General features: G+C 71.4%; 24 protein-coding genes. 7 read left to right on the forward strand and 17 right to left on the reverse strand.

All coding sequences use genetic code 11. The features are described from left to right. Positions 1-29 precede the first annotated feature (29 nt). Positions 30-1868 carry a CheR family methyltransferase gene (locus ACFQQI_RS17930; RefSeq protein WP_378566542.1) on the reverse strand — a complete coding sequence of 613 codons (1839 nt, stop codon included), beginning with the start codon at positions 1866-1868 and terminating at the stop codon, positions 30-32. 13 nt (positions 1869-1881) lie between these two features. Then, on the reverse strand, positions 1882-2919 hold the full coding sequence (locus ACFQQI_RS17935; RefSeq protein ID WP_378566545.1) for a chemotaxis protein CheB: 1038 nt from the start codon (positions 2917-2919) through the stop codon (positions 1882-1884). Positions 2920-3032: 113 nt separating this feature from the next. On the opposite strand from ACFQQI_RS17935, the gene ACFQQI_RS17940 reads away from it, so the two are divergent. Beyond that, positions 3033-4292: an ANTAR domain-containing protein gene (locus ACFQQI_RS17940; RefSeq protein ID WP_378566548.1), complete on the forward strand. Its 1260-nt coding sequence runs from the start codon at positions 3033-3035 to the stop codon at positions 4290-4292. A 45-nt stretch (positions 4293-4337) separates the two neighbouring features. Beyond that, on the forward strand, positions 4338-4775 hold the full coding sequence (locus ACFQQI_RS17945; protein WP_378566551.1) for a hypothetical protein: 438 nt from the start codon (positions 4338-4340) through the stop codon (positions 4773-4775). Here the strand turns inward: ACFQQI_RS17945 and ACFQQI_RS17950 are convergent. Further along, entirely contained in the window at positions 4714-5076 is a 363-nt protein-coding gene (locus ACFQQI_RS17950) for an STAS domain-containing protein (protein ID WP_378566554.1), read from the reverse strand. The two genes, ACFQQI_RS17945 and ACFQQI_RS17950, sit on opposite strands and share 62 nt — an antisense overlap. A gap of 103 nt (positions 5077-5179) precedes the next feature. Then, a complete protein-coding gene (locus ACFQQI_RS17955; RefSeq protein ID WP_378566557.1) occupies positions 5180-5743 on the reverse strand; it encodes a hypothetical protein in 564 nt (187 codons plus the stop codon). Between the two features lie 103 nt (positions 5744-5846). On the opposite strand from ACFQQI_RS17955, the gene ACFQQI_RS17960 reads away from it, so the two are divergent. Beyond that, positions 5847-6962 carry an SGNH/GDSL hydrolase family protein gene (locus ACFQQI_RS17960; protein ID WP_378566560.1) on the forward strand — a complete coding sequence of 372 codons (1116 nt, stop codon included), beginning with the start codon at positions 5847-5849 and terminating at the stop codon, positions 6960-6962. Positions 6963-6966: 4 nt separating this feature from the next. Here the strand turns inward: ACFQQI_RS17960 and ACFQQI_RS17965 are convergent, their stop codons facing one another. Genes ACFQQI_RS17965 through ACFQQI_RS17990 form a run of 6 tightly spaced genes read right to left on the reverse strand, consistent with a single transcriptional unit; the run spans position 6967 to position 12433 of the window. Beyond that, positions 6967-7776, reverse strand: a complete 810-nt coding sequence (locus tag ACFQQI_RS17965; protein WP_378566563.1) for an alpha/beta fold hydrolase — start codon at positions 7774-7776, stop codon at positions 6967-6969. After that, complete coding sequence (locus tag ACFQQI_RS17970) at positions 7773-9011, reverse strand: glycosyltransferase (RefSeq protein WP_378566566.1); 1239 nt, start codon at positions 9009-9011, stop codon at positions 7773-7775. The genes ACFQQI_RS17965 and ACFQQI_RS17970 overlap by 4 nt, the downstream gene beginning before the upstream one ends. After that, positions 9008-10282, reverse strand: coding sequence for a cytochrome P450 (locus ACFQQI_RS17975; RefSeq protein WP_378566569.1), 1275 nt, complete (start codon positions 10280-10282; stop codon positions 9008-9010). The genes ACFQQI_RS17970 and ACFQQI_RS17975 overlap by 4 nt, the downstream gene beginning before the upstream one ends. Beyond that, positions 10279-10644 carry a nuclear transport factor 2 family protein gene (locus tag ACFQQI_RS17980; protein ID WP_378566572.1) on the reverse strand — a complete coding sequence of 122 codons (366 nt, stop codon included), beginning with the start codon at positions 10642-10644 and terminating at the stop codon, positions 10279-10281. Before ACFQQI_RS17980 ends, ACFQQI_RS17975 begins: the two co-directional genes overlap by 4 nt. Beyond that, positions 10641-11870: an NAD(P)-binding domain-containing protein gene (locus ACFQQI_RS17985; RefSeq protein ID WP_378566575.1), complete on the reverse strand. Its 1230-nt coding sequence runs from the start codon at positions 11868-11870 to the stop codon at positions 10641-10643. Before ACFQQI_RS17985 ends, ACFQQI_RS17980 begins: the two co-directional genes overlap by 4 nt. After that, a complete protein-coding gene (locus tag ACFQQI_RS17990) occupies positions 11870-12433 on the reverse strand; it encodes an OsmC family protein (RefSeq protein ID WP_378566578.1) in 564 nt (187 codons plus the stop codon). Before ACFQQI_RS17990 ends, ACFQQI_RS17985 begins: the two co-directional genes overlap by 1 nt. A 162-nt stretch (positions 12434-12595) precedes the next feature. Here ACFQQI_RS17990 and ACFQQI_RS17995 point away from each other — a divergent pair, with 162 nt between their 5' ends. Next, positions 12596-15316, forward strand: coding sequence for an AAA family ATPase (locus ACFQQI_RS17995; RefSeq protein ID WP_378566581.1), 2721 nt, complete (start codon positions 12596-12598; stop codon positions 15314-15316). Between the two features lie 8 nt (positions 15317-15324). Here ACFQQI_RS17995 and ACFQQI_RS18000 read toward each other — a convergent pair whose 3' ends face one another. After that, positions 15325-15762: a CBS domain-containing protein gene (locus tag ACFQQI_RS18000; protein WP_378566584.1), complete on the reverse strand. Its 438-nt coding sequence runs from the start codon at positions 15760-15762 to the stop codon at positions 15325-15327. A gap of 77 nt (positions 15763-15839) precedes the next feature. On the opposite strand from ACFQQI_RS18000, the gene ACFQQI_RS18005 reads away from it, so the two are divergent. Further along, positions 15840-16574 carry a GntR family transcriptional regulator gene (locus tag ACFQQI_RS18005; RefSeq protein ID WP_378566587.1) on the forward strand — a complete coding sequence of 245 codons (735 nt, stop codon included), beginning with the start codon at positions 15840-15842 and terminating at the stop codon, positions 16572-16574. Between the two features lie 203 nt (positions 16575-16777). After that, entirely contained in the window at positions 16778-16912 is a 135-nt protein-coding gene (locus tag ACFQQI_RS18010; RefSeq protein WP_378566590.1) for a hypothetical protein, read from the forward strand. A 4-nt stretch (positions 16913-16916) separates the two neighbouring features. Here the strand turns inward: ACFQQI_RS18010 and ACFQQI_RS18015 are convergent, their stop codons facing one another. From ACFQQI_RS18015 to ACFQQI_RS18040, 6 genes are all read right to left on the reverse strand, one after another. Then, positions 16917-17909, reverse strand: coding sequence for a TerC family protein (locus tag ACFQQI_RS18015; RefSeq protein ID WP_378566593.1), 993 nt, complete (start codon positions 17907-17909; stop codon positions 16917-16919). A gap of 37 nt (positions 17910-17946) precedes the next feature. After that, on the reverse strand, positions 17947-18525 hold the full coding sequence (locus tag ACFQQI_RS18020; RefSeq protein ID WP_378566596.1) for a hypothetical protein: 579 nt from the start codon (positions 18523-18525) through the stop codon (positions 17947-17949). Between the two features lie 8 nt (positions 18526-18533). Continuing rightward, a complete protein-coding gene (locus tag ACFQQI_RS18025) occupies positions 18534-19913 on the reverse strand; it encodes an Nramp family divalent metal transporter (RefSeq protein ID WP_378566599.1) in 1380 nt (459 codons plus the stop codon). 311 nt (positions 19914-20224) lie between these two features. Next, positions 20225-22369, reverse strand: a complete 2145-nt coding sequence (locus tag ACFQQI_RS18030) for an acetate--CoA ligase family protein (protein ID WP_378566602.1) — start codon at positions 22367-22369, stop codon at positions 20225-20227. A gap of 34 nt (positions 22370-22403) precedes the next feature. Beyond that, on the reverse strand, positions 22404-23630 hold the full coding sequence (gene frc / locus ACFQQI_RS18035; protein ID WP_378566605.1) for a formyl-CoA transferase: 1227 nt from the start codon (positions 23628-23630) through the stop codon (positions 22404-22406). 207 nt (positions 23631-23837) lie between these two features. Beyond that, positions 23838-25193, reverse strand: a complete 1356-nt coding sequence (locus tag ACFQQI_RS18040; RefSeq protein WP_378566608.1) for an MFS transporter — start codon at positions 25191-25193, stop codon at positions 23838-23840. A gap of 100 nt (positions 25194-25293) precedes the next feature. On the opposite strand from ACFQQI_RS18040, the gene ACFQQI_RS18045 reads away from it, so the two are divergent. After that, positions 25294-25702 (forward strand): ATP-grasp domain-containing protein (locus ACFQQI_RS18045; protein ID WP_378566611.1); only part of this gene is annotated, 409 nt, incomplete at its 3' end.

Consider the following 25702-nt stretch of genomic DNA (forward strand, 5'->3'; position numbering starts at 1 on the left):
GGAAGGCAGCCGGTGGTGCGGCTGCGACGCTAGTCCCGCTGCTCCAGGACGTCCATCGCGAGCATGGCCGCCGGAGTCGCCTCGCCGTGGTCGCGGATGTGGGTGAGGGTGACCCGCACCTGCAGGGCGCGTCCCCGTCGGTTGACGGCGTCGAGCACCAGGTCGGTGGGCTCGACCTCGGGGTCGCCGAGCTGGGCCCGGATCGGCTGTAGCAGGCGCTCCACCGGCAGCCCGATGTCGAGGTTCATGAGGTGCTCACCCACGGCCTCGTCGGTGCGGACGCCCCAGAGATCCGCCGCTCGTGAGTTCCAGGCGAGGATCTGCATGTCGGCGTCGACGACGGCGACCCCGGAGTTCATGCTCCCCAGCACGGCCCCCATGAACCGGTTGAGCCGCTCCACCTCGTCCTGCCGGTCGCGCAGGGCCTCGTTGCTGAACTGGAGCTCGTCGTTCATCGACTGGAGCTCCTCGTTCATGGTCTCGAGCTCCTCGTTGGTGCTCTGCAGTTCCTCGTTGGTGGTCTCGAGCTCCTCGACGGTGCTCTGCAGCTCCTCGTTGGTGGTCTCGAGCTCCTCGTTGGTGCTCTGCAGCTCCTCGTACGCGATCTCGAGCTGCCGGTTGGCGTATGTCAGCTCCTTCTGGAGCTGCCGGTACTGGGTGACGTCGTTGAAGATGACCGTGAGTCCGACGTCGGCACCGGAGTCGTCCGCGAGGGGCACGACCTGGATGTCGAACGCGAGCGTCTCGTTCGCGCCTCGCACCTGCTCGACGTCGCGGATCCAGACGGCCCGGCGCTCGAGCTGGGCCTGGTCGATGTGGGCGCGCAGCTCGACCGGACGATAGGACACCTCGAGGTCCTGGATCGGCCGACCGATGTCGCGCGGGGTGATCCCGAACAGGTGCATGGCCCTGTTGTTGCTCAGCGCCAGCCGGCCCTCGACGTCGAGCACGATCTGCGCCGCGGCGGACGACGTCAGCGCCGCGACGTAGAGGCGCGATGCCTCGTGCTGCTCCTCCCCGGGTGTCGAGCCCAGGTTCGGTGCGAGCGCCCGGCGGTCGCGCGGCTCCGTGGAGATCTTCCTGAAGAAGCGCCGCTTGAGCTCGACGGGGCGGAAGTACGCCGAGTGGCTGAGCAGCATCTCGGCCTTGCCGAGGAAGAGGACGCCGTCCGGCCGGAGTGCGAAGTGCATCCGGTTGAGGATCTGGCTCTGCGTCTCGGCGTTGAAGTACATCAGGGTGTTGCGGCACGCGAGGATGTCGACGTGGGAGATCGGTGCGTCCTGGACCAGGTCGTTGCGCCCGAAGATCACCGAGCGCCGGAGCTCCTTGCGGAAGACGAACCGGTTGCCGACCGGCTCGAAGTACTTGCCGCGGAGGTCCTCCGGCACGGCCTCGAGCTCGCGCTCGGTGTAGCTGGCCTGGCGTGCCTGGGTCAGCGCCTCCTCGTCGACGTCGGTGGCGTAGATCTTCACCCGCTCGCGGAACTCGTCCACCCCGAGGAGCTCGGCCAGCAGCATGGCGAGCGTGTACGCCTCCTCGCCCGACGCGCACCCGGCGCTCCAGACCCGGATCGGCTGCCCTTCGCGTCGTCGCAGGATGCTCGGGAGGAGCTCCTCCCGCAGGTACGTCCACGCGTCCGGGTCGCGGAAGAACCCGGTGACGTTGATCAGGATCGTGTTGAAGAGCTGGGTGAACTCGTCGGGGTGGACCGTCAGGTGGTCGAGGTACTCGTCGTACTGCGTGACGCTGATGGCCTCCATGCGACGCTGCACCCGCCGTTGCAGGCTGGCCCGCTTGTACCCCGTGAAGTCGAAGCCCCGCTGCTCCTTGATGTAGCGCAACAGCGCCTCGAAGTCCTCGTCGTTCACCCTCGTCCTAGCCTCACAGCGCACCCTCCTCGCGGAACGGTGCGCCGATCTCGTCGATCAACCGCCGTACCAACTCTGCCGCACGAAGTGTCTCCTGCGCACTCTCCTCGAAGCGCGCCGCCGTCAGGTCGTGCCCCCGCGCGCCGGCCTGACGACCCATGTCGATGTTGAGGGCGGCCCTCTCCTCGAGGCTGCGCAGCGCCATCCAGAGCGCGCTCTCCATCGCGATGGACTGGCGAGCGAGGAGGCTCTCCGCCGACCATGCGTGCCCGACGCGGCAGCGATAGCGACGGAGGCTGCCCTCGTCGATCTGGTACAGCGCACCCGCGCAGTCGGGACAGCCGAAGCCCGCCGGCACGCCCGGGCGTTCGGGACTGTGGACGGCCTCCGGCTCCAGGTCAGCCATGTCCACCTCCACCTCCATCGTCGTCGTCACGGGGGCGCCGGTCGGGGTCGAGCTCGCGAGCTCGTCCAGCCAGGCCGTCAGCATGCCGCCCATCTCCTCTGCCGCCAGGCGGACGTCGACGCCCGCTGCCCGCGCGGCCGCTTCGGGCATGCTGGCGTACAGCGCTTCCTCCGGGTCCTGGACCATGACCCGTCCGCCGCGGGACGTGATCGCGTGTGCTCCCGCGGCGCCGTCGTCGAGGGACCCGGACAGAACCACGCCGATCGCCTGTGGGCCGGCCATCCGAGCCGCCGAGCGGAAGAGGACGTCGACGGCCGGCCGGTGCCCGTTCTCCTGCGGGCCTCGAGTCAGCGACAGCGCACCGTCCACGACCATCAGGTGGTGGTCGGGCGGCGCGACGAAGATGGTGCCCGCCTCGAGCGGCTCGCCGTGGAGCGCGTGGCGGACCGGCCGGACGGACACGCGCGCGAGGATCGACGGGAGCGCGCTGGGCGCGTTGGGCGGGACGTGCAGCACGACCAGCACGGGGGCGGAGATGTCGCCCGGCAGGCCCCCGACGAAGGACCGCAGCGCCTCGACACCGCCCGCGGAGGCGCCGACCACGACCACGGGCCGTGCCCGGTGGGCCAGATCGCCGTGCGTCATGGTCCAACTCTCCTCCCGGCAGCGTGCGCTGTCACGACGTGAGGAGCATGATGGAGGAGCACGCGGGGTGGCTCGGGCGGCCCCGGCAGGTGGTCACCCCCAGGACTGATCCCATGGACCCGTCTCTCCCGATGCCCGCCGGTCTCGGCGAGGACCCGAGCGCCGACCTGGCGCGTCTGCGGGACCGGATCGACCGCGTCCGCGCGTCGGCGCCCACGCCGGACGTGCTGGTCCAGGACCTTGAGACGGCCTACGAGGAGCTGCGCGTCGCGGATGAGGAGGTCCGGCTCCAGAACGAGTCGATCAGCCGCCTGGTCGAGTCACACCAGAGCATCCGGCTCCAGCAGGAGCGGACCATGGCCATCCTGCCGGTGCCCATCCTGGTCACCGACGCGCGCGGCGTCATCCGCTCGGCCAACGCCGCGGCAGCGACGCTGCTGGGCACCCGGGTCGCCCGGCTCCTCGGGAAGCCGGTCTTCACGCTCTTCGCCACCTCCGACCGCCCCGATCTCCGACAGCTGCTGTCCGGCCACGATCGCACGGGTCTCGTGCTGCGCCGGGCGGCGACGCTGCAGCGCCGCGGCGAGACCCGGCCGGTCGAGGTGACCGCGTCCGACCAGTTCCCCGGGGCCGGCGACGGCGAGATCAGCTGGATCCTGCTGACGGGCGAGGCCGGCGCCGAGGACGTCGGCGAGTCGGTCACGCGTTCGCTCACGCGGCTGGCGATGCTGCCCCAGGGCGCCGCCCCCCGCGCCGAGGTGCTGGCGGCCGCGGCGGCGATCGTCCGCGACGGCCTCGCGGGGCGAGCGGAGGTCAGCGTGTCGGTGGGCTCGCCCCGCGAGCCCGACGAGGTCGCCTCCACCTCGCAGACCGCCCAGTCCTGCGACGGTGCCCAGATAGCGGCGGGCAGCGGGCCGTCGGTGGCGGCCTACCAGTACGGATCGACCGTGAGCAGCGCCGACGTGCGCACCGACGAGAGGTGGCCGGGCCTCGGTCGTCACCTGCCGCCCGAGGCCCGGGCGGTCGTCGCCGCGGCCATCGAGACGGACGAGGGGGCGGCCGGCACGGTGACCGCCTACTTCTCCGGGGATGCGTCCGGGGCCGAGGAGATCGTCGAGCTGTTCGCGGTCACGATCGGCGGGGTCCTCCACGAGCTCGAGCTGCACGGCGAGCTCGCACGGCTCGAGACCGACATGCAGCATGCCCTGTCCTCGCGTGCGGTCATCGAGCAGGCGAAGGGCATCGTCATGGCGTCCCGCGGATGTACCGCCGACGACGCCTGGCAGCACCTCGTCGATCTCAGCAGCACGCGACACGTCAAGCTGCGGACGGTCGCCGAGGGCATCGTCGCCCAGGCCTCGCGCCGGGACTAGCGTTCGGCCGCCCCAGATGCTGCCTCCCGGGCCTAGGATCGGTAGATGACCGGCGACGAGCGGGGTGTCAGCCGCGCAAGGCAGCGCGCCGAGGAGGCGCGCACGCGCGCGGCCGAGTTGGAGGAGCGGCTGACGGAGCTCGGCGCGCGCATCGGCTCGACGTCGGAGGACGCCGAACGTGCCCGCGTCGCCGCCGACGTCGCCGTGCTGCGCGGGATCGAGGCGCACCAGCGCGCTGCCGCAGCCCATCGACGTACGGCGAAGGCACACCAGCACGCAGCGGGGGTGGCCGAGGCGGCAGGCGACACCGCCCGGGCCGCCCAGCACCGCGCGGCGGCGGCCGCGGACGACGCGGGCGCCGCAGTCGAGGAGGCGGCGGCGGACACCCTGATGGCGCGGACGCTGGCCGAGGAGCCTCCCGCTAGCGATCCGGGCCGCTCACCCCGCCCCGAAGCAGGGTCAGACGGCGCTGCCGTCCGCTGACGGGCTCGAGGTTGTCGTAGCCCGCGAGGCCGCTGACGAGGAGGTACGCCGGCGACGCGGCGACGACCTCGAGGCTGCCACCCGCGTGCCGGAGTCGGCGCTGCTCCTGGTGGAGCGCCCGCAACGTCGCGGCGTCGACGAACGTGACTCCGTCGGCGTCCACCTCGACGTGGTCGCACCCGCGCAGCCGGACCCGCAGCAACACGGCACGCAGGTGCGCGAGACTCGCCAGGTCGAGCTCGCCGGAGAAGGCGAGCCGCGCCATGGGAGGCGCGCACACGAGGCTGAGGTCGGTCCGCACGGCTGACCCCCGCTGGCGGGTTGACGCCCGTTGCTGAGCGTCGTGATGGGAACACCGTAAGCCCGGGTCCGCACCGAGGCAATGACCCGGAACCGCGGCGTCCTCAGCTCGGGTTGATGAACGGGTGCGGGTTGCCGACCGGGCGGGCTGTCGAGTGCAGCCACGTCCGGAACCCGCGCTCGTCGCGGGCCTCGAGCTCGTCGAGGTAGGCCTGACGTGCGTTCACGATCGCCAGGCGCTCGGCGAGGTCTCGCGTCCGCTGCAGGGCGACGTAGCTCTCCGACCACGCCGCGCACAGCCGCGCGTCGTCCAGGACCGCCACGGCACCCGGCTCCCGGTCACGCTGCGGCGTGCGTACGACGCGCGCGACCCATGACACGGCGCAGGGAGACGTCGCACCCATCAGTGCGGCGGCGGCGAGCGCGACCGGCCCGGTCCACCAGAGCGCGGCCACGGTCATCGCGGCCACGATGCCCGCCGCCGCGCTGTCCCTCGGCGTCCAGTCCGCCACCAGGGTCAGGCTGACGCCGGTCACGAGCGCGGCACCGACGAGCGCGATGGGTGCGGCGACGAACAGGCCGAAGAAGACCGGGACGGCGCCGGCGACCGCCCAGATCGCGGTCCAGGCCCACCGGTAGAGCTCCACCTCCAGGTGGTACCCCGGCACGGCGGTCCTCACCCGTTGTCTGCGCCGCGGCTGGACGGCACGGGGTCGGGCCTGCATGATTTCCCCATCAGACAACCCGCGTCCCGAGAGTCACGCCTTGCACATGCGTCCCACCGACCTGCGCAGGGTGCTGCTGACCTCGCTCGCCGTTCTCGTGCTGCTCGCGCTCGTCCCGGCGGCCGACGCGGCCGGTCCGCACGTGGTGTGGCCGCGGAAGTACAGCAAGGCGCACCCGATCCGGGTGATGTACGTCGGCGACTCGATGACCCACGGGCACCCGGGATCGGCGACCTATCGCTACTGGATGTGGCGCGAGTTCCGGGAGCAGGGCGTGCCCGCCCGGTTCGTCGGGCCGCGGAGCGACCTGCGCTCGACGTACCCGAACCGCGACCTCGCTCCCGGTGAGTACAACTACGAGCACACCGACCACGGGTTCGGCAACCAGGAGGCCCACGCGTCGCAGGGCGGCTCGAAGTTCGCCTACCACCTGCCGCGGATCGCCGGCGAGATCGGGACCTACCACCCCGACGTCGTGGTCCTCGAGCTCGGTTTCAACGACGCCACCACGCGGTCGGCGTGGGAGATCACCCGGGACACCGCGACGCTGCTGCGGAGGATCTGGTCGGTGGAGCCAGACACCCGCGTGGTCGTGGGCGAGATCCCGAACTCCGGCCGCGAGTTGGGCGTCGACGTCAAGGCGAGCCGCAGGAACTCGCGCACGGCGTCCGCCAACCGGCTGATCGCCCGCAAGATCGGGCGCGACCCGCGGGTGGTGATCGCGCACCTGCGCACCGACACCGCACGCCCGTGGGACCCGCAGCTCTACACGTTCGACAACGTGCACCCGAACCCGACGGGGGAGACGCTCTTCGCGGAGGTCTTCTCGCGGGCGTTCGCCGAGCTCGGGGTGTTCCGCCGGCCCGTGCAGGTCTTCCACCAGGAGGCCTGGACGCCGCAGTTCTCGACGCAGGTCTCCGGGGGCACCGGGCTCGTCGTCGCCGACCTGGTGCGGGTGCGGCAGCTCACCTACGCCACGCGGGCGATGGTCCGCGTCTGGGACGCACCGGTGGGCGGCACGCTCGTGAAGGAGTCCGGCTGGAGCAAGGACGACTACCTCGCCGTCCGGCTCGACCCGGGCACCTACTGGATCGAGCCCGTCGCCGCACGGCGACAGCTCGTCAGCGGCCCCGGCACCCGGGTGCAGGTCACCGTCCTCTGAGAGCTCAGCCGACCGAGGTGGCCGGCCGTGCGCCCGCGCACTGAACGACGAAGTCGCGCAGCAGCAGGTTCACCCGCACGGGGTCGCGGGCCAGCGGAAGGTGACCGGATCCCTCCATCCGGACCAGGTGGCCGCCCGTCAGCTCGGCGATCGTCTCGGACCGCGCGATCGGGCTGACCCGGTCGCGGTCGCCGTGCAGAAGCAGTACCGGGCTGCTGATGCGGCCGCACCACTCCACAACCTCGTCGCGGGACGGCCAGGGCGTCGCCTCCTCGGCCTCCAGCACGTCGGGCGTGGTCTCCAGGCCCCAGCCGACGGTGTCCTCGATCGGCTTGGTCGAGTGGGGCTCGGGGAGACACAGGTCGAAGAACCACGCGAGGAAGTCGGGGTACCGCGTGCGCCAGATCGCGGGCCCGAAGTCGTCCCACCGCGGGTGCCGGACCGTCGACGTGGCCAGATCGGCGGACGGCCCGACCAGGGCGGTGCCCAGCACCCGGTCGGCGTGGTTGGCCGCGAGGTCGAGCGCCCAGTTCGCGGCCCGCGAGAGGCCGACGACGACGGCCCGGTCGGTGTCGGTGGCGTCCAGGACCGACAGGGCGTGAGCGACCTGGGCGTCGTGGGCGTAGGCCTCCGGGTCGAGCGGGCGGGGCGAGTCGCCGTTGCCCGGGCCGTCGTAGGTCACCACCCGGAAGTGCCGGGCCAGGTAGGGAACCTGCAGCTTCCAGAAGCGCCGGTGGATGATCGTCCAGGTCGGCAGCAGCAGGATCGTGGGGCTGCCCGACCCGTGCACGTCGTACGCGACCCCGGGTTTCACAGCAGCTCCGCCAGCATCGCCGCGGCGCGCTCGGCGCCGCCGGTCTCCACCGGGCGGTACGACGAGCGCGCCCCGATCTCCGCGACGATCGCCTCGGCGAGCCCCTCGGGGTCGCAGGCCTCGTCGTACTCGATGCACCGGCCGGCGCGGTAGCGCTCCAGCCGGTGCCGGACGTGGAAGTTCTGCTCGAAGTGGTGTCGCAGCGGCACGTAGAGGAACGGCACGCCCGCGGCGGTCAGCTCCATCGTGGTGGTGAGCCCGCCCTGCACGACGGCGACGTCGGCGGCGGCGAGCTGTCGGTGCAGGTCGGGGACGAACCCGCGCACCTCGACCCCCGGCACCGCCGGCAGCTTCGCCGGGTCGATCCGCGGGCCGGTCACCACGACGAACCGCAGCGCGGGCAGGCGGTCGCGAGCCGGCGGTACGGCGTCCAGCACCCGCCGCAGCAGCGGCTCGCCGACGCCCGAGCCGCCCACGGAGACGAGGCACAGGAGCTCGTCGTCGCGGCAGCCCAGCCCGCGACGGGCCGAGGCGACCTCATCCGCGGAGGGTGGGTCGAAGCCCGTGATGTAGCCGGGGAAGTCGTAGTGCTGGGCGGTCCACTCGCGGATGTTCGGCAGGCCCGGGCCGAACGACGCGTCGACGACGTCCTCGGGGTTGCCGACGAAGACCTGCCGGTCGCGGATCCGCCGGTAGCGGGCCCGCTGCTCGAGCATCTCCGCGTTGTAGTCCGCGCACAGCTCGGCGTCGCGCGGGCCCAGGTCGGGCATCGGCAGCCAGCCCACGAAGTCGGTCAGCCACGCGAAGGAGAACCGCTTGAGCTCCGGGTTCTCGTGCAGGAAGTAGTCGACGTCCCAGGCCTCGTCGCCGATGACGAGGTCGTACGGCGTCTCGTCGACGACGTCGTTGAAGACCATGAAGTTGTTGACGAGGATGGCGTCCATCTCGCGGATGGCCTGGAACACGTGGAGGTCGTGCTCGCCGGACTCCGCCTCGATGTGCGCCGACTCGCTGGCCAGCCACGCGGATGCCGGGTGCACGTGCTCGCCGGCCTCGTCCAGGACGCGGGTGACGGGGTGCTGGGTGAGCCAGTCGACCTGAAGGTCGGGGTGCAGCCGCCGGAGGTGCCGCGCGATCGCGAGGTCGCGCCGGGCGTGGCCGAGCCCGATGGGCGAGGAGAGGTAGAGCGCCCTGCGGGGGCGTTCGCGCGCCCGGACCCACGTGCTCGTGCTCATGTTCGAGTGTCCTGCCGTTCCGGGCCCGGCGTCGAGAGGTGGACGGGCAACGCGTCGAGGCCGCGGAGCACCAGCCCGTCGCCGTGCCCCCACCGCAGCTCGTTCGCCGGGACGGCCAGGGTCATGGTCGGGAACCGTCCGAGCAGCGCGGTGAACGCGACCTGCGCCTCCATCCGGGCCAGCCGGGCGCCGAGGCAGTGGTGGACGCCGTGGCCGAACGCGAGATGGGCGGGGCTCGGCCGCGTCACGTCGAACGAGTCGGGAGCGACGGAGCGGTGCGGGTCGCGGCCCGCGGTCGCGAGGGAGACCAGCACCTGGACGCCCGCCGGGACGGCAGTGCCGGCGATCGTGGTGTCCCGCTCGGCGTACCGGAACGTCGCGTGGGGCACGGGCGCGTCGAAGCGCAGCATCTCCTCGATCGCCCCGGGCACCAGCGCGGGGTCCGCGACCAGCGCGTCCCGCTGCGCGGGGTTGGTCAGCAGGGCGACCGTCCCGTTCCCGATCAGGCTCGTGGTCGTGTCGTGTCCGGCGACGATCAGCTGGAAGAGGGTCGAGAGCAGCTCGTCACGTGTCAGCTCGCCGCGGTGGCTCGCGGCCGCGAGGTCGCCCACCAGGGTGCCGTCGGCCTCTCCGGCCGCGGCGCTCGCCGTCGCCCGGTCGGCCAGGTCGGTGAGGAAGCCGACGATCCGGTCGGACGCGGCGACGACGTCCGGCGGCGGGGCGTCGCCGTCGTACGGCGCGAGGAGGGTCGCGAACCAGCCGGCCAGGCGGACCTGGTCGGGCCGGGCGATCCCGAGGAGCTCGCCGATGACGATGAACGGCAGGGGAGCGGCGAATCCGGCGACGAGGTCGACGGGGGCGGTGCGGTCCTCGAGCTCGTCGAGCAGGTGGTCGACGATCTCGTGGATGCGGGGCTCGAGGGTCGCCAGGCGCGTGCGGGTGAAGGCCGGGGCGGTGAGGGCGCGCAGTCGGGTGTGGTCGGGTGGGTCGACGCTGAGCATGTGCCGCGCGAACGCCGGCCCGGGCAGCCCCTCCGCGACGACGGCGCCGTCGCGGGCGAGCGCCGCGTGCATGTCCTTGGAGAGGTCGGGGTGGTTGAGCGCCTCGCGGGCGGCGTCGTAGCCGACGACGAGGAAGGCGCGGTGTCCGTCGGCGAGGGTGACGTCGTGCACGGACCCGGCCTCGCGGACGGCGGCGAACAGCGGGAACGGGTCGTCGCGGTCGTAGTCGCCCCAGCAGGTCGTGGGGTCGGTGGTCCTCGCCGTGCTCACGACAGCTCCCGGAAGCCGGAGCACACCAGGTCCATCCGTCGTACCTGCCCGTCGGCGACGCCGCAGACGACGGTCTGCGTGACGACCCGGCGGTCGCCGCGACGGTCGACGAGGAGCTTGTAGTGGACCAGCACGCGGTCGCCGACCGTGTCGCCGGCGACGTCGTCGAGGACGACGGTGCCGAAGTCGCCGAACCAGTCGGCGAACTGGGCCACGACCGCCTCGCGGCCGGTTCGCTCGAGCTCACCGCCGGGCAGCAGCGCCCGGAGCCGGACGGTGTCGGAGAGCTGGGCGCCGAGGCGCTCGGGGGCGCGCTCGGCGATGGCGTGGGCGAGGGTCGTCGCCAGGGGATGGGAGTTCACGGTGCGGTCCTCCGGAGGTCGTGAAGGGGCCGGTCGTCGAGCAGTCCCACCAGGTGCTGGACGAGGTCGGCGGAGTCCGCGCGGGCGCCGTCGATGAAGGTCGACCGCCGACGTCGGAGCAGCGGCAGGCCGATCACGTACAGGCCGGGCCAGGGCGTGACGCCGCCGGTGTGGCGCAGGCGTCCGCGGTGGTCGAAGACCGGCAGGTCGAGGAAGGAGAAGTCCGGGCGCACGCCGGTCGCCCAGACGACCGAGCCGATCCCGCTGCGGTCCAGGTCGAGCTGCAGCGGGGCTCGCGGTACGACGGTCGGGGCGGGTCGGTCGCCGGTGCCGCCGGCGCGGTCGTCGATGGTGCCGAGCAGCCGGCCCAGCTTGAGGTCGGCGAGCGTGCAGACGTTCGCCAGCGATCCCGAGAACTGCACGACCGACCCGCGGATGCCGACGACCCGGCCGACCAGCCGGACGCCGAGCGCCTGGAGCGCGTTGAGGTCGAGGTCGCGGTCGGCGCCGACGAGCTGGAGCGAGGGCACGTGCCGGGCGCGGGCCAGGTCGTCGACCTCGTCCCAGCGCTCGTCGAGGAGGCCGAGGCCGTCGAGCCACCACATGACGTCGTGGTCGCGGTAGCGCCGCGGGACCCGCACGTGCTCGCCGACGGCGAGGGTGACCTGACGGCCGGCCAGCCGGAGCTCCTCGGCGATCTGCACCCCGCTCGCCGAGGCGCCCACGACGAGGACGCCGCCGTCGGGCAGCTGCGACGGGTTCCGGTACGACGTCGCCGGCACCGACTCGACCCGCGCCGGGAGGTGGCACGCGGCCGCCGGCGCGGCGGCTCGGGTCGTGCCCACGGCCAGGACCACCGTCCTGGCCGACCAGCGGTCGGTGTCGGTCCAGACGTCGAAGCCACGGCTCCCCGGGCGCACCGAGGTGACGGAGGTGCCGGTGTGCACCGGGGCGGCCGACGCCACGGCGTACTCCCGGACCAGGCCGGCGACCTGGCCGGCGGTGAGGAAGCCGTCCGGGTCCGCGCCGGAGTACGACGCGCCGGGCAGCCGGGTCATCCAGTTGGGCGTGAGCAGCCGCAGGGAGTCCCAGCGCTGGGTCAGCCACGAGTTCGCCACCCCGCCGCGCTCCAGGACGACGTGGTCGACCGAGTGCTCGGCGAGGTGGCGGCTCACGGCCAGTCCGCAGTGCCCGGCGCCGACGACCACCGTGGTGGTCTCGGGCATCAGGACACGCTGACGGTGACGTCGGTCGGGTTGGTGAGGATGTCGAACACCGCCGAGCGCTTCTGCGACTGGGCGACCAACGCGCGGATCTCGTCGGCCGTGGCGTCGGCGTCGATGCGGTAGTGCACGCGCACGCCGTCGAAGCCGTTGCGGACCTCTGGGTCGGCGCCGAGGATCCCGTGCAGGTCCATGTCGGCAGTGAGCTCGGCGGTCACCGAGCGCAGCTGGATCTGCCGCTGCTGCGCGACCGCGGCGATCCCGGCAGTCAGGCAGCCGCCCAGGGCGACGAGCACGAGCTCGACGGGCGTGGCGCCGTTGTCCTTGGCGGCGAACTGCTCCGGGTGGTCCACGTCGTAGCTGAAGGACGTGTGGTGCGTCTGCTCGTCGCTGAACCCGTGGAAGCTCTCGACGGTGGACCTGCTGTGCGTGCCGCGGACCCACCGCACGGTCGAGCGCCACTCGAACTGGGCGATCTCGGGGGTCTCTGCAAGCGCGGCGCGGGCGCCGAGCAGGGCCTCGACGTCGACGCCGTTGTCGACGGGTGCAGTCGTGGTGGTGGTCATGGTCTGCCTCTCTGGATCTTCGTGTGCCCGGACCGGTCGGCCGGGTGATGACCACCGTGGTCGCGCTACAGGCAGAGGCGCATCCGGGGACCCACCTAGTGCCAGCGGACCTGGCCCGATTCGGTGAGTCCCGCCGACGCCTGACCGGCCTAGAATTTCGGGATGCTCCTGGGGAGGGAGAGCGAGCGCGGGACGATCGCCGGACTCGTCGACACCGCGCGGCTGGGACTCAGTCGAACGCTCGTGGTCACCGGCGAGCCGGGCGTGGGCAAGACCGCCCTGCTCGACGACGCCGTCGCGTCGGTCGGCGACTTCCACGTGCTCCGGGCGCGGGGCCTCGAGGCCGAGCGCCACATTCCGTTCGGCGGCCTGCTCCAGCTGCTCCACCCGGTCCTCGACCGGATCGACGACATCCCCGAGCCGCAGGCCGCCGCACTGGCGGGCGCGCTGGCGCTGGCCGAGCCGGCCGGTTCGGGGGACCGGTTCACGATCGGCGCCGCGGTGCTGAGCCTGCTGTGCCGGTACGCCGACGAGGGCCCGGTCGCCGTGGTCGTCGACGACCTGCACGCGATGGATCCGCCGTCGGCCGAGGCGCTGGTGTTCGCCGCCCGGCGACTGGTCGCGGACCCCGTGGTCTTCCTCGGTGCGGCCTGCTCCCCGGACGCCGACGAGCTGGTCGCGGACCTGCCGTCGCTGCCGCTCGGCGGCCTCGACGACCACGCGGCCGCGGCCCTGGTCGAGCGGGTGGCCGGTCCGGTTCCGCCGACGCTGCTCGAGCCGCTCCTGCGGGTCGGTGGCGGCAACCCGCTCGCGCTCGTCGAGCTCGCGGGTGACGACCTCGTCGCGCTGGCCACCGACCCCGAGGAGCTCCCGCGCAGGGTGCCGGACGCCGTGAGCTCGTCCTTCTCGCGTCGACTCGCCCGGCTGCGCCCCGACACGAGGTCGGCACTGCTGGTCGCGGCGGTGTGCGGCGGTGACCCGCAGGTCACCGCTAATGCGTGCGCCGCGCTCGGCCTCGACCCGGGGGCGCTCGCCGAGGCCGAGGACGTCGGCCTGGTCGAGGTGGGGATGAGGGAGGTGTCCTTCCGGCACGCGCTGCTGCGCGCCACGGCGTACTCCCGGGCGAGCGTCAGCGAGCGCCGGGCCGCCCATCGCGCCGTCGCCGACGTGCTGCCCGTCGACGACGTCGGCCGCCGGGCCTGGCACCTCGCCGAGACCGTGTGGCAGCCGGACGCCGAGATCGCCGACATGCTGGCGGAGGCCGGCCGGCAGGCCGTCGATCGTCGGGCGTATTCCGTCGCGTCCGGGGCCTTCGAGCGCTCCGCCCACCTCAGCCCCGACCACGTCGCCCGCAACGAGCGGCTGCTCGCCGCGGCGGAGGCCGCGTGGTCGGCCGGTCTGGGCGAGCGGGCGCTGGCGCTGCTCGACGAGCACGCCCACCGGTGCTCGGACGACCGGGAGCGGGTGCGCGAGCTGGCGCTGCGCGGAGCGGTGGCGGCGCGCACCGGTCGCCTGGCGGAGGCGCGCGACCTCCTGCAGCGCGCGGCCGGGCTGACGACCGACCCCTCGGAGCGCACGATCCTGCTCGCGGACGCCGTGCACGCCAGCTTCTTCCTCGCGGGTGCGCCCGCCGCGGCCGCCATCGCGAGGGAGCTGCGGGCGCTCGCGCCCTCGGTGGACGTGCCGGCCGCCCGGGCGCTCGGACTGATCGCCACCGGCATGGCGAGCATCCTCACCGGCGACGCCGCGGCGGGCGTCGAGGACCTGCGGGCCGCCGTCCCGGTCATCGACGCGTGCCCGGGGCTGCGCGCCGATCCCGATCGCCTCTCGTGCCTGATGCTGGTGCCGCTCTTCCTGCGGACCTCGAGCGACGGACGGGCGCTGCGCGACCTCGTCGACGAGGTGCGCGGAGAGGCGGCGGTGGGCGCGCTGCCGGCGGTCCTCACGTACGTCGCTCGCGACCAGGCGACCACGTCGGCCTGGGCGGAGGCGGCGGCCAACTACGCGGAGTCGGTGCGGCTCGCGGAGGAGACCGGGCAGGTCACCGAACGGCTGATGTCGCTGGCCGGCCTGTGCTGGCTGGAGGCGCGGCAGGGCAAGGAGCAGGCGGCGCGGCAGCACGCGGCGGACGTCCTCGACGCGCCGGACGCCATCCACGTGCACCTCGCGGAGGCCTGGGCGCGCTTCGCGCTCGGCGACCTCGAGCTCGCGCTCGGGTCACCGGAGGCGGCCCTCGAGCGACTCGGCGAGCTGGTCGCCCTCCTCGAGCGGCACGGGATGGCCGACGTCGACCTCGTCCCCGGCCCCGAGCTGGTCGAGGCGCTGCTGCGCACGGGTGCGGAGGCCGAGGCGCGGAGCGTCGCGGCGTCGTACCACGTCGCGGCGGAGGCCAAGGGCCAGCCGTGGGCGCGGGCGCGCGCGGCGCGGGCGCTCGGCCACCTCGCCGACGAGGCCGACCTCGACAGCGTGTTCTGCCGGGCGTTGAAGTTCCACGACGAGACGCTCGACCGCTTCGAGCGGGCCCGCACGCTGCTGGCGTACGGCGAGCGGCTGCGCCGGTGCGCGCGCCGCGTCGACGCCCGCCAGCCGCTGCGCGAGGCACTGCAGCACTTCGAGGAGCTCGGCGCCGGGCTGTGGGCCACACGCGCATCGGCGGAGCTGGCGGCCACTGGCGAGACGGTGCGCCACCGCGACGTCGGGCCGCGCAGCGCCCTGACGCCCCAGGAGCTCCAGGTCTGCCTGCTGCTCGTCGAGGGCAGGACGACGAGGGAGGCCGCGGCCGCACTGTTCCTCAGCCCCAAGACGGTGGAGTACCACCTGCGCAAGGTCTACACGAAGCTCGGCGTGGGCTCGCGCCGCGAGCTCGCCGAGGCGCTGTCCTGATCCACCGGTCAGGAGCGCCGGGCCCGACGCATCGCGGCGACGCCCTCGTCGGTGCAGAACCCGGACCGGCTGCGCTTCAGGCAGAGCAGCCCGAGCAGCGCCCCGTCCCCGTCGACCACGGCGAACCGACGACGACCGGTGCGCAGCATCTCCTCGAAGGTCTCCCGGAGCGGGGCTTCGGCTGACACGCACCTGCCGTCCAGGCTCCCCAGGGCCGCGACCGCCGACGAAGGGTCCTCGGTCCCGGACAGGTCGTCGCGGTCGACGGCGCTGACGAGCAGCCCGTCGGCCACGAGCAGGAGCAGCCGGTTCTTCGCGCTGGTGGCGAACGCCGAGCGGGCCTCGCCGACGGTCATCTCGGCGGGATGCACGGTCGGGTGGTGCAGCATCGCCCCTCGCACGGTCGCCGCCGTGCTCGGATCCGTGGTGGCGCGACCCGGCTGCATCTTGGCGACTGTATACTAAGAACCTCGGGTCGAGGACTGTTCTGTCGGGACTCCGACTTTCATGGCAAGGGGATGGCATGAGCGAGCACGTGAGTACGCCGGCGCGAGGTGCAGGCCTTCGCAAGGCCGCAGCTCCGACTCGGACGGCGCGCCCACCGCTGGAGCGGCCGACGCCGCTCCGCGAGCGTGTGTACGACGCGATCGCGGAGATGATCATCACCCGCGAGCTCAAGCCGGGGGAGCACCTCGTCGAGAACGAGCTCGCCCTCCACCTCGGGGTCAGCCGCCAGCCGGTCCGCGAGGCGTTGCAGCGCCTGCAGACCGAGGGCTGGGTCGACCTCCGACCGGCCCACGGCGCATTCGTCCACGTGCCCACAGACGAGGAGGCGGACGAGCTGCTCGCGGTCCGCACGCTCCTGGAGTCGGAGTCCGCGCGACTCGCCGCGAAGCACTCCACGCCCGAGGAGGTCGCGCGGCTGCGCGAGCTGCTCGCGGTGGGCGAGGACGCGGTCGCCGCCGACGACCAGGAGGCCATGGTGGCCGCCAACGCGGACCTCCACGCGTACGTCGTCCTGATGTCCGGCAACAAGGTGCTCGCCAGCATGATCGCCTCGGTCGACAGGCGCGTGCGGTGGTACTACATGCCGATCGCGCGGACGCGAGGCAAGGACGCCTGGGACGAGCACGCCGAGATCATCTCGGCGATCGAGGAGAAGAACGCCCGCCGGGCCGCGACGCTGATGCGCCAGCACACCGAGCGCACCCGCGACCTCCACCACCAGCAGCCCGAGGACCTCGCCGACGAGGCCTGATCCGGCCTGAACCGGCCTGATCCGCCGGGAGTCGCCGCCCTCGATCGAGCGTCGATCGGCCGCCCTGGCGACGCCTACCCGGAGATTGTGAACAGGATCACGTGCTCGGGATTTGGGTCTGCGCCCACCCGCTGGACTACTGTATGCAGTAGTCAAGTGGGCAGGAATCACCCGGCCCACCACCCCGAGAGAGGAGATGAACGATGATCTTCACCAGTCGTTTCGGCGCCCTTGCCGCCCGTCCGAACTTCCGCGAGACCGCTCCGGAGCAGGACCTCGACCGTGAGCTCGACGAGCTGCTGAAGGATGCGGACTACGAGTCCGCGGACGAGCGCTGAGCGCCTAGTCCACCTCGGCTTCCACCTCCCGTTCAGTTGAGGTCCGCTCGGACAACGGCGTCCGTGCGGACTTCATGAGGCTCAGGACCGTCGTCACGGCGAGCGTCACGACGATCACGGCCAGGGACGCGAGGATCGGGATCTCCGGCGCCCAGTCCACGCCGTGGTGGTGCGCCGCCCCGAGGATGAGCTTGACCCCGATGAAGCCGAGCACGATCGCCAGGCCGTAGGACAGGTACACGAGCCGGTCCAGCAGCCCGCCGATCAGGAAGTACAGCTGCCGGAGCCCCATGAGGGCGAAGACGTTGGCAGTGAAGACGATGTAGGGCTCCTGGGTGAGCCCGAAGATCGCGGGGATCGAGTCCAGCGCGAAGATCAGGTCCGTGGTGCCGATGGCGACCATCACGATCAGCATCGGCGTGACGAACAGCTTCCCGTTGATCCGCGTGAACAGCGAGGCCCCCCGGTAGTCCTCGGTCGTCGGGAGCACTCGCCGGGCCGTGCGCAGGACGACGTTCTCGTTGAACTCCGCTTCGTCGTCCTCATCGGCGGTCGCGAGCTTCCATGCGGTGAAGACCAGGAAGGCGCCGAAGATGAAGAAGACCCAGTCGAAGCGCTCGATGGCCTCCGCACCCAGCGCGATGAAGATGCCGCGCAGGACCAGCGACAGCCCGATCCCGATCAGCAGCACCTTCTGCTGATACTCCCGTGGTACGGCGAAGTTGGCCATGATCAGCAGGAAGACGAAGAGGTTGTCGACCGAGAGCGAGTACTCGGTCAACCAGCCGGCGAAGAACTCTCCGCCCGCCTGTCCTCCTGCCGCCACGGTCATGCCGATGCCGAAGAGCACCGCCAGCCCGACGTAGAACGAGACCCACAGGGTGGCCTCGCGCAGCGTTGGCTCGTGGGGGTTGCGTGCCACGATGAAGAAGTCGAGGGCCAGCACGCCGATCGTCACGACCAGCGTGATGGCCCACACCGACATGGATACGTCCACGGGGAGTCTCTCTGCTCTCTGTCCGCTCTGGGGCGCGTCAGGCGCGCTTCTGCTGGGTGGGCTCGGTGTTCCCGCGTCGGGCCTGCCGACGCGCTTCCGTGCGTTGCTTCTGCGCGTACATCGCTCCGGCGTACCGCAGATAGGCCCCGGCGAGGCCGGCGGCGTACGGGTTGTGGTCGCGGATCCGCATCAACCACCCCGGGACGAGCCGCTCGTGCATCCAGATGAAGCCGAAGGCGAGACCGGGCGCGAGCAACGCGTTGTACAGCACGAACGACAACAGGTCGGTCGAGAGACCCGGTGCACCCGCGAGGTAGACGCCGGCCAGTGCCTCCTGGACGATCCGGGACACGGGGAAGGCGATCATCCAGTAGAGGGCCGCCGGGGCGAAGACGCCCACTCGCGCGATGCCCAGCGCGCACAGGATCGTGTAGCCGCCGCCGAAGATCGCCATGGGGATGGCGAGCCCGAGGGCGTTGACGGCGACCAGGCCCCACTCGAGGCCGGAGATGATGGTCAGGAAGCCGGCGAAGATGCCGGCCACGGCCCCGATGCCTGCCCCGGGGAGCGTCAGCTCCCCGAGGCAGGCGAGCCGTGATTTCGTCACGGTGTTCATCGGTCCGATCAACCCATGTCCGTGACGCCGAACCTGATCATGCTGTAGAACAGCATGCCGAGGTAGAACACCGCGCCGAGGGCGATGATCACGTTGGTGACGAGCCCCGGCCTGATCGGCTTCGGCAGCGTCCGGTTGTTCACCAGCAGCAGGGTCACGCAATAGGCGCCCATGACGAAGGTGGACAGGAACGCCAACGTGTCCAGGATCGCCGTCGGACCGTCTGCGGGTCCCCAGTTCACGATGAGGATCCCGAAGATCACCACGCCCCAGAGGAACATGGAGTAGAGCCTCGGCATGCCGATCTTCTTGGCACCCTTGACGTTGTTGAACACCATGTCGGCCTGGCCACGGGAGAACGAGTCGAAGAGACCCAGCGTGGCGTTGAGGCCGATGAGGGCGATGAACCCGAGGAAGATGCTGCCGAGCCCTGCCCAGCCTGCGGACGAGAACGCGTCCGCCATCGCGGGCAGTGCGGCGTCCCGGTCACCCTCGAGGAGCAGCTGCCGGACCTCCGGGCTCTCCTCCGCCGCAGCCATCGCCATCACCGTGAAGGAGACGGTGACCAGCATCGTGACGCCCCAGAAGAGGGCGAAGGCGTCGAAGGTGACCCACTTGCGCCACCCCTTCCACTTCGCCATCTCGGCCGGGTCCTCGGTGTCGAACATGAACCCGCGGTCGGGCATCGCCGCGATGTCGGACTCCTTGGTGTGGGCGAGTCCCGTCATCTTCGGGATGTGAGCACCCATCGCGGCGCCGCTCTCGCGCAGGTGGAGCGTGTACCACATCTGCTGCATGCCCGACGGGCCTGCGAACGCGATCGAGCCCACGACGACCGGGAACCAGGCGGCGGTCCTGATCTCGTCGGGGAAGTAGCCGAAGGCGAACATGCCGGCGAGCGTCTCGCCGAGGTCGCTGATGTTGCCGACCATCGCCGCGACGACGGCGGTGCCGATCACCAGGCATCCGATCAGTACGCCGAGCACCTTCTCCAGCAGGTCGTAGATGACCCGCGCGAGAGTGAAGACCGTCGCGACACCGATCAGGGCGATCGTTGCGGTGACTTGCCACGGGATCCCTGTCAGCTCCTCGAACGCCCCGGCGCCGGCGGACATGTGGCCGGGCCAGATGTAGACGCCGATCGCGGTGACGAAGAAGAACCACATCAGTGGTTTGAAGACCCGCGCCGCACCGGTGAAGATGCTCTCACCGGTGGCCATGGCATAGCGGGACATCTCGAGCATGACGACAGCCTGGAGCGTGACACCGATCAGGAAGAGCCATCGGATCTCGGGTCCGAAGACGACGACCAGACGTGGCCACATGAAGGACTCGCCCATGCCCACGCCGAGCGCGAGCAGGAAGACGGTGGGTCCAAGGAGATGCACCGAGGGCGGTGCATCCGGCATCTTGCGGATGGGCATCGGAGCAAGCCCACCGGCATGCCAGACTCGTTCATCTGTTGATTGAGGTTTTTCCGGAACCCCAGGAGTTGTACCTGCGACGTCCAAGGCGATGGCCTCCCTTTGATCGACGTCAGCGAACAGCCTGCCGACATGTTGGACTGCTGTGTTCACCCCGGAGCACCCCGAGCTGCTCAGGAGGTGGGCTGCACAAGGGCATCACCCGCTCTCAGTACGTTGACCGTTCTTCTGTGGCGGTGGCTGCACCCCCGTGAGGGTGGGGCCACCGGTGCGTCTCAGCCGCCGAGCCGGCCCGCGTTGCGGGCCCACCGGTACTTCGCCCCGAGGACGTCGACCGGCAGCTCGGTGGTGTAGGGGTAGGCGACGACGCCGCGCTCGTAGAGGTACTCGCTGGCCTCCTCGACCTCGACGTCTCCGGCGAGCGAGGCGACCACGGGCTTCTCGATGCCCTTGGCGCGGTACTCCTCGACGACCTCGGCGACGAGCTTGGCGAAGACCATCGGCGGCGTCACGATCGTGTGCCAGTAGCCGAGGATCAGCGCGTGGATCCGGTCGTCCTCCAGGCCGAGCGCGATCGTGTTGCGGTACGTCGACGGCGGCTCTCCACCGGTGATGTCCACCGGGTTGCCCGAGGCGCCGAACGGCGGGATGTACTCGTCGAACGCCGCCGCCAGGTCCTCCGGCATGTCCATCAGCGTCATGCCGTTGTCGACGACCGCGTCGGAGAGCAGCACGCCCGAACCACCGGCGCCGGTGATGATCAGGACGTTCTCGCCCTGGGGCGTGGGCAGCTTCGGGACGCCGCGGGCGTACTGGAGCATGTGGTTCAGCCCCGGCGCCCGGATCACCCCGGACTGCTTGAGGATGTCGTCGTAGACCTTGTCGTTGCCGGCCAGCGCGCCGGTGTGCGAGCTCGCCGCCCGCGCACCCATGGCGGTGCGGCCGGCCTTGAGCACGACGACCGGCTTCTTCTTCGAGACGCGCGAGGCGACCTCGGCGAACGACCGACCGTCCTTGAGGTCCTCGAGGTGCATCGCGACCAGCTGCGTGTTGTCGTCGGACTCGAAGAACGTGAGCAGGTCGTCCTCGTCGATGTCGGCCTTGTTGCCCACGCCGACGATCGAGGAGACACCCATGCTCGACGACCGGCTGAAGCCCAGGATCGCCATCCCGATGCCACCGCTCTGCGAGGTGAGTGCCACGCTGCCCTTCACGTCGTACGGCGTGCAGAACGTCGCACAGAGGTTCTCGGGCGTGTAGTAGTAGCCGTAGATGTTCGGCCCGAGGATCCGCACGCCGTGCTTGCGGGCGACCGCGACGACCTCGTCCTGCAGCTCCTGCTGGCCGGTCTCGGCGAAGCCGGACGGGATCAGGATCGCGCCGGCGACGCCGGCCTCGCCGCACTGCTCGAGCGCCCCGGCGACGAACTTCGCCGGCACCGCGAACACGGCGACGTCGACGTCCTCCGGGACGTCCGTGATGGACTTGAACGCCGGCAGGTCGAGCACGGTGTCGGACTTGGGGTTGATCGGGAAGATCGTGCCCTTGTAGCCGCCGTTGATGAGGTTCTTCATCACCGAGTTGCCGATCTTGCCCTCCTCGTTGGAGGCGCCGATCACGGCGATCGCCTTCGGCTTCATGATCCGGTTCATCGACGCGAGGATCTCGTCCTGCGAGAACCGCGTGGGCTCTTCGGCGGCCTCGGGGTCGATGATGATCCGGACGTCGACCGCGGTGGCCCCGTCGGGTCCGGCGAGCACCGGGTTGAGGTCGACCTCGGAGAACTCCGGGAAGTCGGTGACCAGGTCGGACAAGCCCGAGATCACTGCGGCGAGCGAGTCCTTGTCGACGGGCGCGGCACCGCGCACGCCGTCGAGCACGGCGGCGGCGGCGATGCCGTCGACCATCGACCTCGCCTCGGCCGGCGTCGTCGGGGCGAGCCGGAACGTGACGTCCTTGAGCACCTCGACCAGGACGCCGCCGAGGCCGAACGCCACGATCTTGCCGAAGGCGGGGTCCGTGACCGCGCCGACGATGACCTCCTGGACGTCGGGTCCGTTGCCGAGCATCTGCTGGATCTGGACGCCCGTGATGGCCGCGTCCGCCTGGTACGCCTGGGCGTTGGCGACGATCTGGTCGTACGCCGAGCGGGCAGCGTCCTCGCTGTCCACCCCGACGACGACGCCACCGGCGTCGGTCTTGTGCAGGATGTCGGGGGAGACGATCTTCAGCACGACCGGGAACCCGATCCCTGCGCTGAGCTTCGCGGCCTCGTCCGCAGACGTGGCGAGTGCCTCCCCGGGTGTCGGGATGCCGTACGCGTCCGCGACCTGTTTGGCTTCCGGAGCGCTGAGGCTGGTGCGCCCTGCCGCGAGCGCCTTGTCGAGGATGTCCTTGACCGCTGTCCGGTCGTGTGCCATGCCTACTCCTGTTCCGTGGGTGGTGACCCGTTCGTCAGATGACGCCGGCAGCCTTCAGTTCGTCGAGCTCTGCGGTGTCGATGCCGAGGCCGCCGTAGATCTCTGCGGTGTGCTCGCCCAGCGCCGGGGACGCGACGATCTCGACGGGGGAGTCCGAGAGCTTGATCGGGCAGCCGACGGTCTTGAACGCGCCGCGCTGCGGGTGGTCCACCTCGACCACGGCGCCGAGCGCGGCGAGCGTCTCGTCCTCGATCAGCTCGCGGGTGCTCAGGATCGGACCGCAGGGGACGTTGAGCTCGTTGAGCTTGTCCATGACCTCCCACTTGTCGTGCTGGCCGGTCCAGTCCTCGATGAGGGCGAACATCTTGTCGAGCTTGTTCAGGCGCGCCTCGGGCGTGGCCCAGTCGGCGTCCTCGGCGAGCTCGGCGTGGCCGATCAGCTCGGCGATCTTCGGCCAGCCGGGCGGCTGCACGATCACGTAGATGTAGTCGTTGGGGCCGCCGGGGCTGCACCTGACCGCCCAGCCGGGCTGGCCGCCACCGGAGGCGTTGCCGGAGCGGGGCACCTCGTCGCCGAACTCGTCGTTGGGGTACTCGCGCAGGGCCCCGTGTGCGAGGCGCTGCTGGTCGCGGAGCTTGACCCGCGTGAGGTTGAGGACGGCCTCCTGCATCGCCACCGTGACCCGCTGCCCGCGGCCGGTCTGCACCCGCTGGTAGAGAGCGGCGAGGATGCCGGCGACCAGGTGCATCCCGGTCCCCGAGTCGCCGATCTGGGCGCCGGTGGCGGTGGGCGGACCGTCCTCGAAGCCGGTGGTGCTCATCGCGCCGCCCATCGCCTGGGCGACGACCTCGTAGGCCTTGCAGTCGGCGTACTTGCCGGGGCCGAAGCCCTTGATCGAGGCGAAGATCAACGCCGGGTTGATCTCCTGGAGCCGCTCCCAGGTGAAGCCCATCCGGTCGACGGCCCCGGGACCGAAGTTCTCCACGAGGATGTCGGACTGCTGGACGAGCTCGGTGAAGATCTCCTTGCCGCGCTCGCTCTTCATGTTCAGCGTGATGCTGCGCTTGTTGCAGTTGAGCATCGTGAAGTAGAGGCTGTCGACGTCCGGGATGTCGCGCAGCTGCTGGCGCGTGATGTCGCCGGTGGGGGACTCGAGCTTCACCACGTCTGCTCCGAGCCAGGCAAGGATCTGGGTGCAGGAGGGGCCCGACTGAACGTGCGTCATGTCGAGCACCCGCACGCCTTCAAGGGCTTTGCTCATCTTCTGGTCCTCCGTTGAGGGTGGGGGGCTGGGCTCTTGCTCGTTGTCCGAGAGGTCGCTCGTCTCTCCACGTCGGCGCTCCGCTCGGCGCCGCTTTCTCGGTGTTCCGCTGACGGTCGGCAAGAGACTGCATACCGTATGCGTTCCAATGTGATGTCTACCTCACTCCGGAGACGGTGTCTAGGGTCCGGAGCAGAACTCGGGGGTCTACGGACGTGTCGGCAGGGTCGGTCGACCGGGCTGCTTGAGGAGCGGCAGCAGGCACGCGGCGACGAGGGCGGTGACGCCTGCGATCGCGAAGGCGGCGTCGTCGCCCAGGTGCAGGATCAGCAGGGCTCCGCCCCCGATTCCGACGATCCCGCCGGCCGCCTTGGCGCTGTAGAGCATCGCCTGGTTCTGCAGCACGTTGCGCTCGCCGAAATACTCCAGCACGAGGTGCGCGAAGATGGCGTAGAAGGCTCCGCCGCCGAGGCCGGCGAGGATCGCGCAGAGCAGGAAGCCGATGCTGGTGCCGAGGTGACCGGTGGCGGCCAGTCCGAGCTGCGCGGCGCCCTCGACCACCACGACGACGACCAGGACGTGGGACCGTCCGAACAGGTCGGACAGGCGTGCCGTGGCCGAGCGGCCGAGGCCGCTGACCGCGGCGAGACCGGCCGCGGCCAGGCCCGCCGTGGTCATGCCGAGCCCGGCGTCGACGGCGTACCGGCTGACGAACGCGGTGCCCAGCAGTGCGACCGCCGAGATGGCGGCGAAGATGAGCCACATCAGGGGCAGGGCGGAGGTGCGCAGCGCATCCAGCGGTGGGTACTCGCGGACGGCCGGCACGTTGTGCGGCAGGCTGCGGTTGAGGCTGTGGTCGATCGCCCACAGCTGGGGGTCGATCTGCTCCGGCCACCAGTGGGGTGGCGGCTCGACGAGCCCTCGTCCGGCCGCCACGACGACGACCAGGGCGACCACGGCGAGGACGTCGTACACGAGCATGTGGGCATCGGAGGATGACGTCAGCGTGAGCGCCAGGATGCCCGGGACCGCCCCGACCGCGAAGCCGCCGGTGACGAAGCCGATCGTCGAGACGCGCCGGTCCGGGAACCATCTCGCCGCCGTCGAGGCGGCGGTGGAGTAGACGAGGCCGGCCCCGATGCCGCCCAGGCCGGCGTACCCGATCGCGGCGGTGGCCAGGCTGTCGGCGCGGCCCAGGCAGGCGAGGCCCGCCGCCGCCAGGACGCCGCCCGCCGCGACGACGGGGGCGGGGGAGAGCCTCCGGTCGCGGGCCAGCCACGCGCAGGGCAGCGCGGTGCCGGCCTGGACGACGACGAAGAGCGCGAGGAGCCACATCGTGTGCACGGGGTCCCAGGTGCTCGCGCCCGGGAGACCCAGGACGGCGAAGCCGAAGAGGTACTGGAGCGGGCCGATCGCCGCGAGGCAGAGCCATGCCCGCCAGGCCTGGTGCTCGCGTGGGTGCCCGGTGAGCTCCTCGGCCGTCTCGCCGATCCGGTAGTGGCGCCCGTAGGCGTCGGACACGACGCGACTGTGCCTGACCACGCGGAAGGGGGTGCTGGTCATCCTCGCCTCCTCTTGTCAGAAAATTGAATACAGCATACTGTCTGCGAACGGAATAGTTCCGCTTGGTTTGCGGCGAGGACCGCGCCGGAGGAGGCCCCTGATGGACCTGATGGAGTACCAGGCGAAGGAGCTCTTCGCGCGGCACGGCGTCACCACGACGCTCGGCACGGTCGTCGCGACCGCCGAGGAGGCGCGTGCCGCCGCCGCCGAGTACGGCGGAGTGACGGTCGTGAAGGCGCAGGTCAAGGCCGGTGGCCGGGGCAAGGCCGGTGGCGTGAAGCTCGCCAGGTCGGCCGACGAGGCGCATCTGTACGCGTCGAACATCCTGGGCATGGAGATCAAGGGCCTCACGGTGAACCGGGTGCTGGTCACGCCGGCGACGCCGCCGGAGGAGGAGTACTACTTCTCCTTCCTGCTGGACCGGGCGAACCGCCGCTACCTGTGCATCGCGTCGGTCGAGGGTGGTGTGGAGATCGAGGAGGTCGCCAAGACCAACCCGGACGCCGTCA

It is taken from the genome of Nocardioides sp. GCM10030259 (assembly GCF_042666375.1).
In the GTDB taxonomy this organism is placed as follows: Bacteria; Actinomycetota; Actinomycetes; order Propionibacteriales; family Nocardioidaceae; genus Nocardioides.

Coding starts and splice junctions, on each gene's coding strand:
- ACFQQI_RS17935 (WP_378566545.1), bottom strand. CDS start 2,919: ATGACGCACGGCGATCTGGCCCACCGGGCACGGCCCGTGGTCGTGGTC.
- ACFQQI_RS17940 (WP_378566548.1), top strand. CDS start 3,033: ATGGACCCGTCTCTCCCGATGCCCGCCGGTCTCGGCGAGGACCCGAGC.
- ACFQQI_RS17945 (WP_378566551.1), top strand. CDS start 4,338: ATGACCGGCGACGAGCGGGGTGTCAGCCGCGCAAGGCAGCGCGCCGAG.
- ACFQQI_RS17960 (WP_378566560.1), top strand. CDS start 5,847: ATGCGTCCCACCGACCTGCGCAGGGTGCTGCTGACCTCGCTCGCCGTT.
- ACFQQI_RS17970 (WP_378566566.1), bottom strand. CDS start 9,011: ATGAGCACGAGCACGTGGGTCCGGGCGCGCGAACGCCCCCGCAGGGCG.
- ACFQQI_RS17985 (WP_378566575.1), bottom strand. CDS start 11,870: ATGCCCGAGACCACCACGGTGGTCGTCGGCGCCGGGCACTGCGGACTG.
- ACFQQI_RS17990 (WP_378566578.1), bottom strand. CDS start 12,433: ATGACCACCACCACGACTGCACCCGTCGACAACGGCGTCGACGTCGAG.
- ACFQQI_RS17995 (WP_378566581.1), top strand. CDS start 12,596: ATGCTCCTGGGGAGGGAGAGCGAGCGCGGGACGATCGCCGGACTCGTC.
- ACFQQI_RS18000 (WP_378566584.1), bottom strand. CDS start 15,762: ATGCAGCCGGGTCGCGCCACCACGGATCCGAGCACGGCGGCGACCGTG.
- ACFQQI_RS18005 (WP_378566587.1), top strand. CDS start 15,840: ATGAGCGAGCACGTGAGTACGCCGGCGCGAGGTGCAGGCCTTCGCAAG.
- ACFQQI_RS18010 (WP_378566590.1), top strand. CDS start 16,778: ATGATCTTCACCAGTCGTTTCGGCGCCCTTGCCGCCCGTCCGAACTTC.
- ACFQQI_RS18020 (WP_378566596.1), bottom strand. CDS start 18,525: ATGAACACCGTGACGAAATCACGGCTCGCCTGCCTCGGGGAGCTGACG.
- ACFQQI_RS18030 (WP_378566602.1), bottom strand. CDS start 22,369: ATGGCACACGACCGGACAGCGGTCAAGGACATCCTCGACAAGGCGCTC.
- frc (WP_378566605.1), bottom strand. CDS start 23,630: ATGAGCAAAGCCCTTGAAGGCGTGCGGGTGCTCGACATGACGCACGTT.
- ACFQQI_RS18040 (WP_378566608.1), bottom strand. CDS start 25,193: ATGACCAGCACCCCCTTCCGCGTGGTCAGGCACAGTCGCGTCGTGTCC.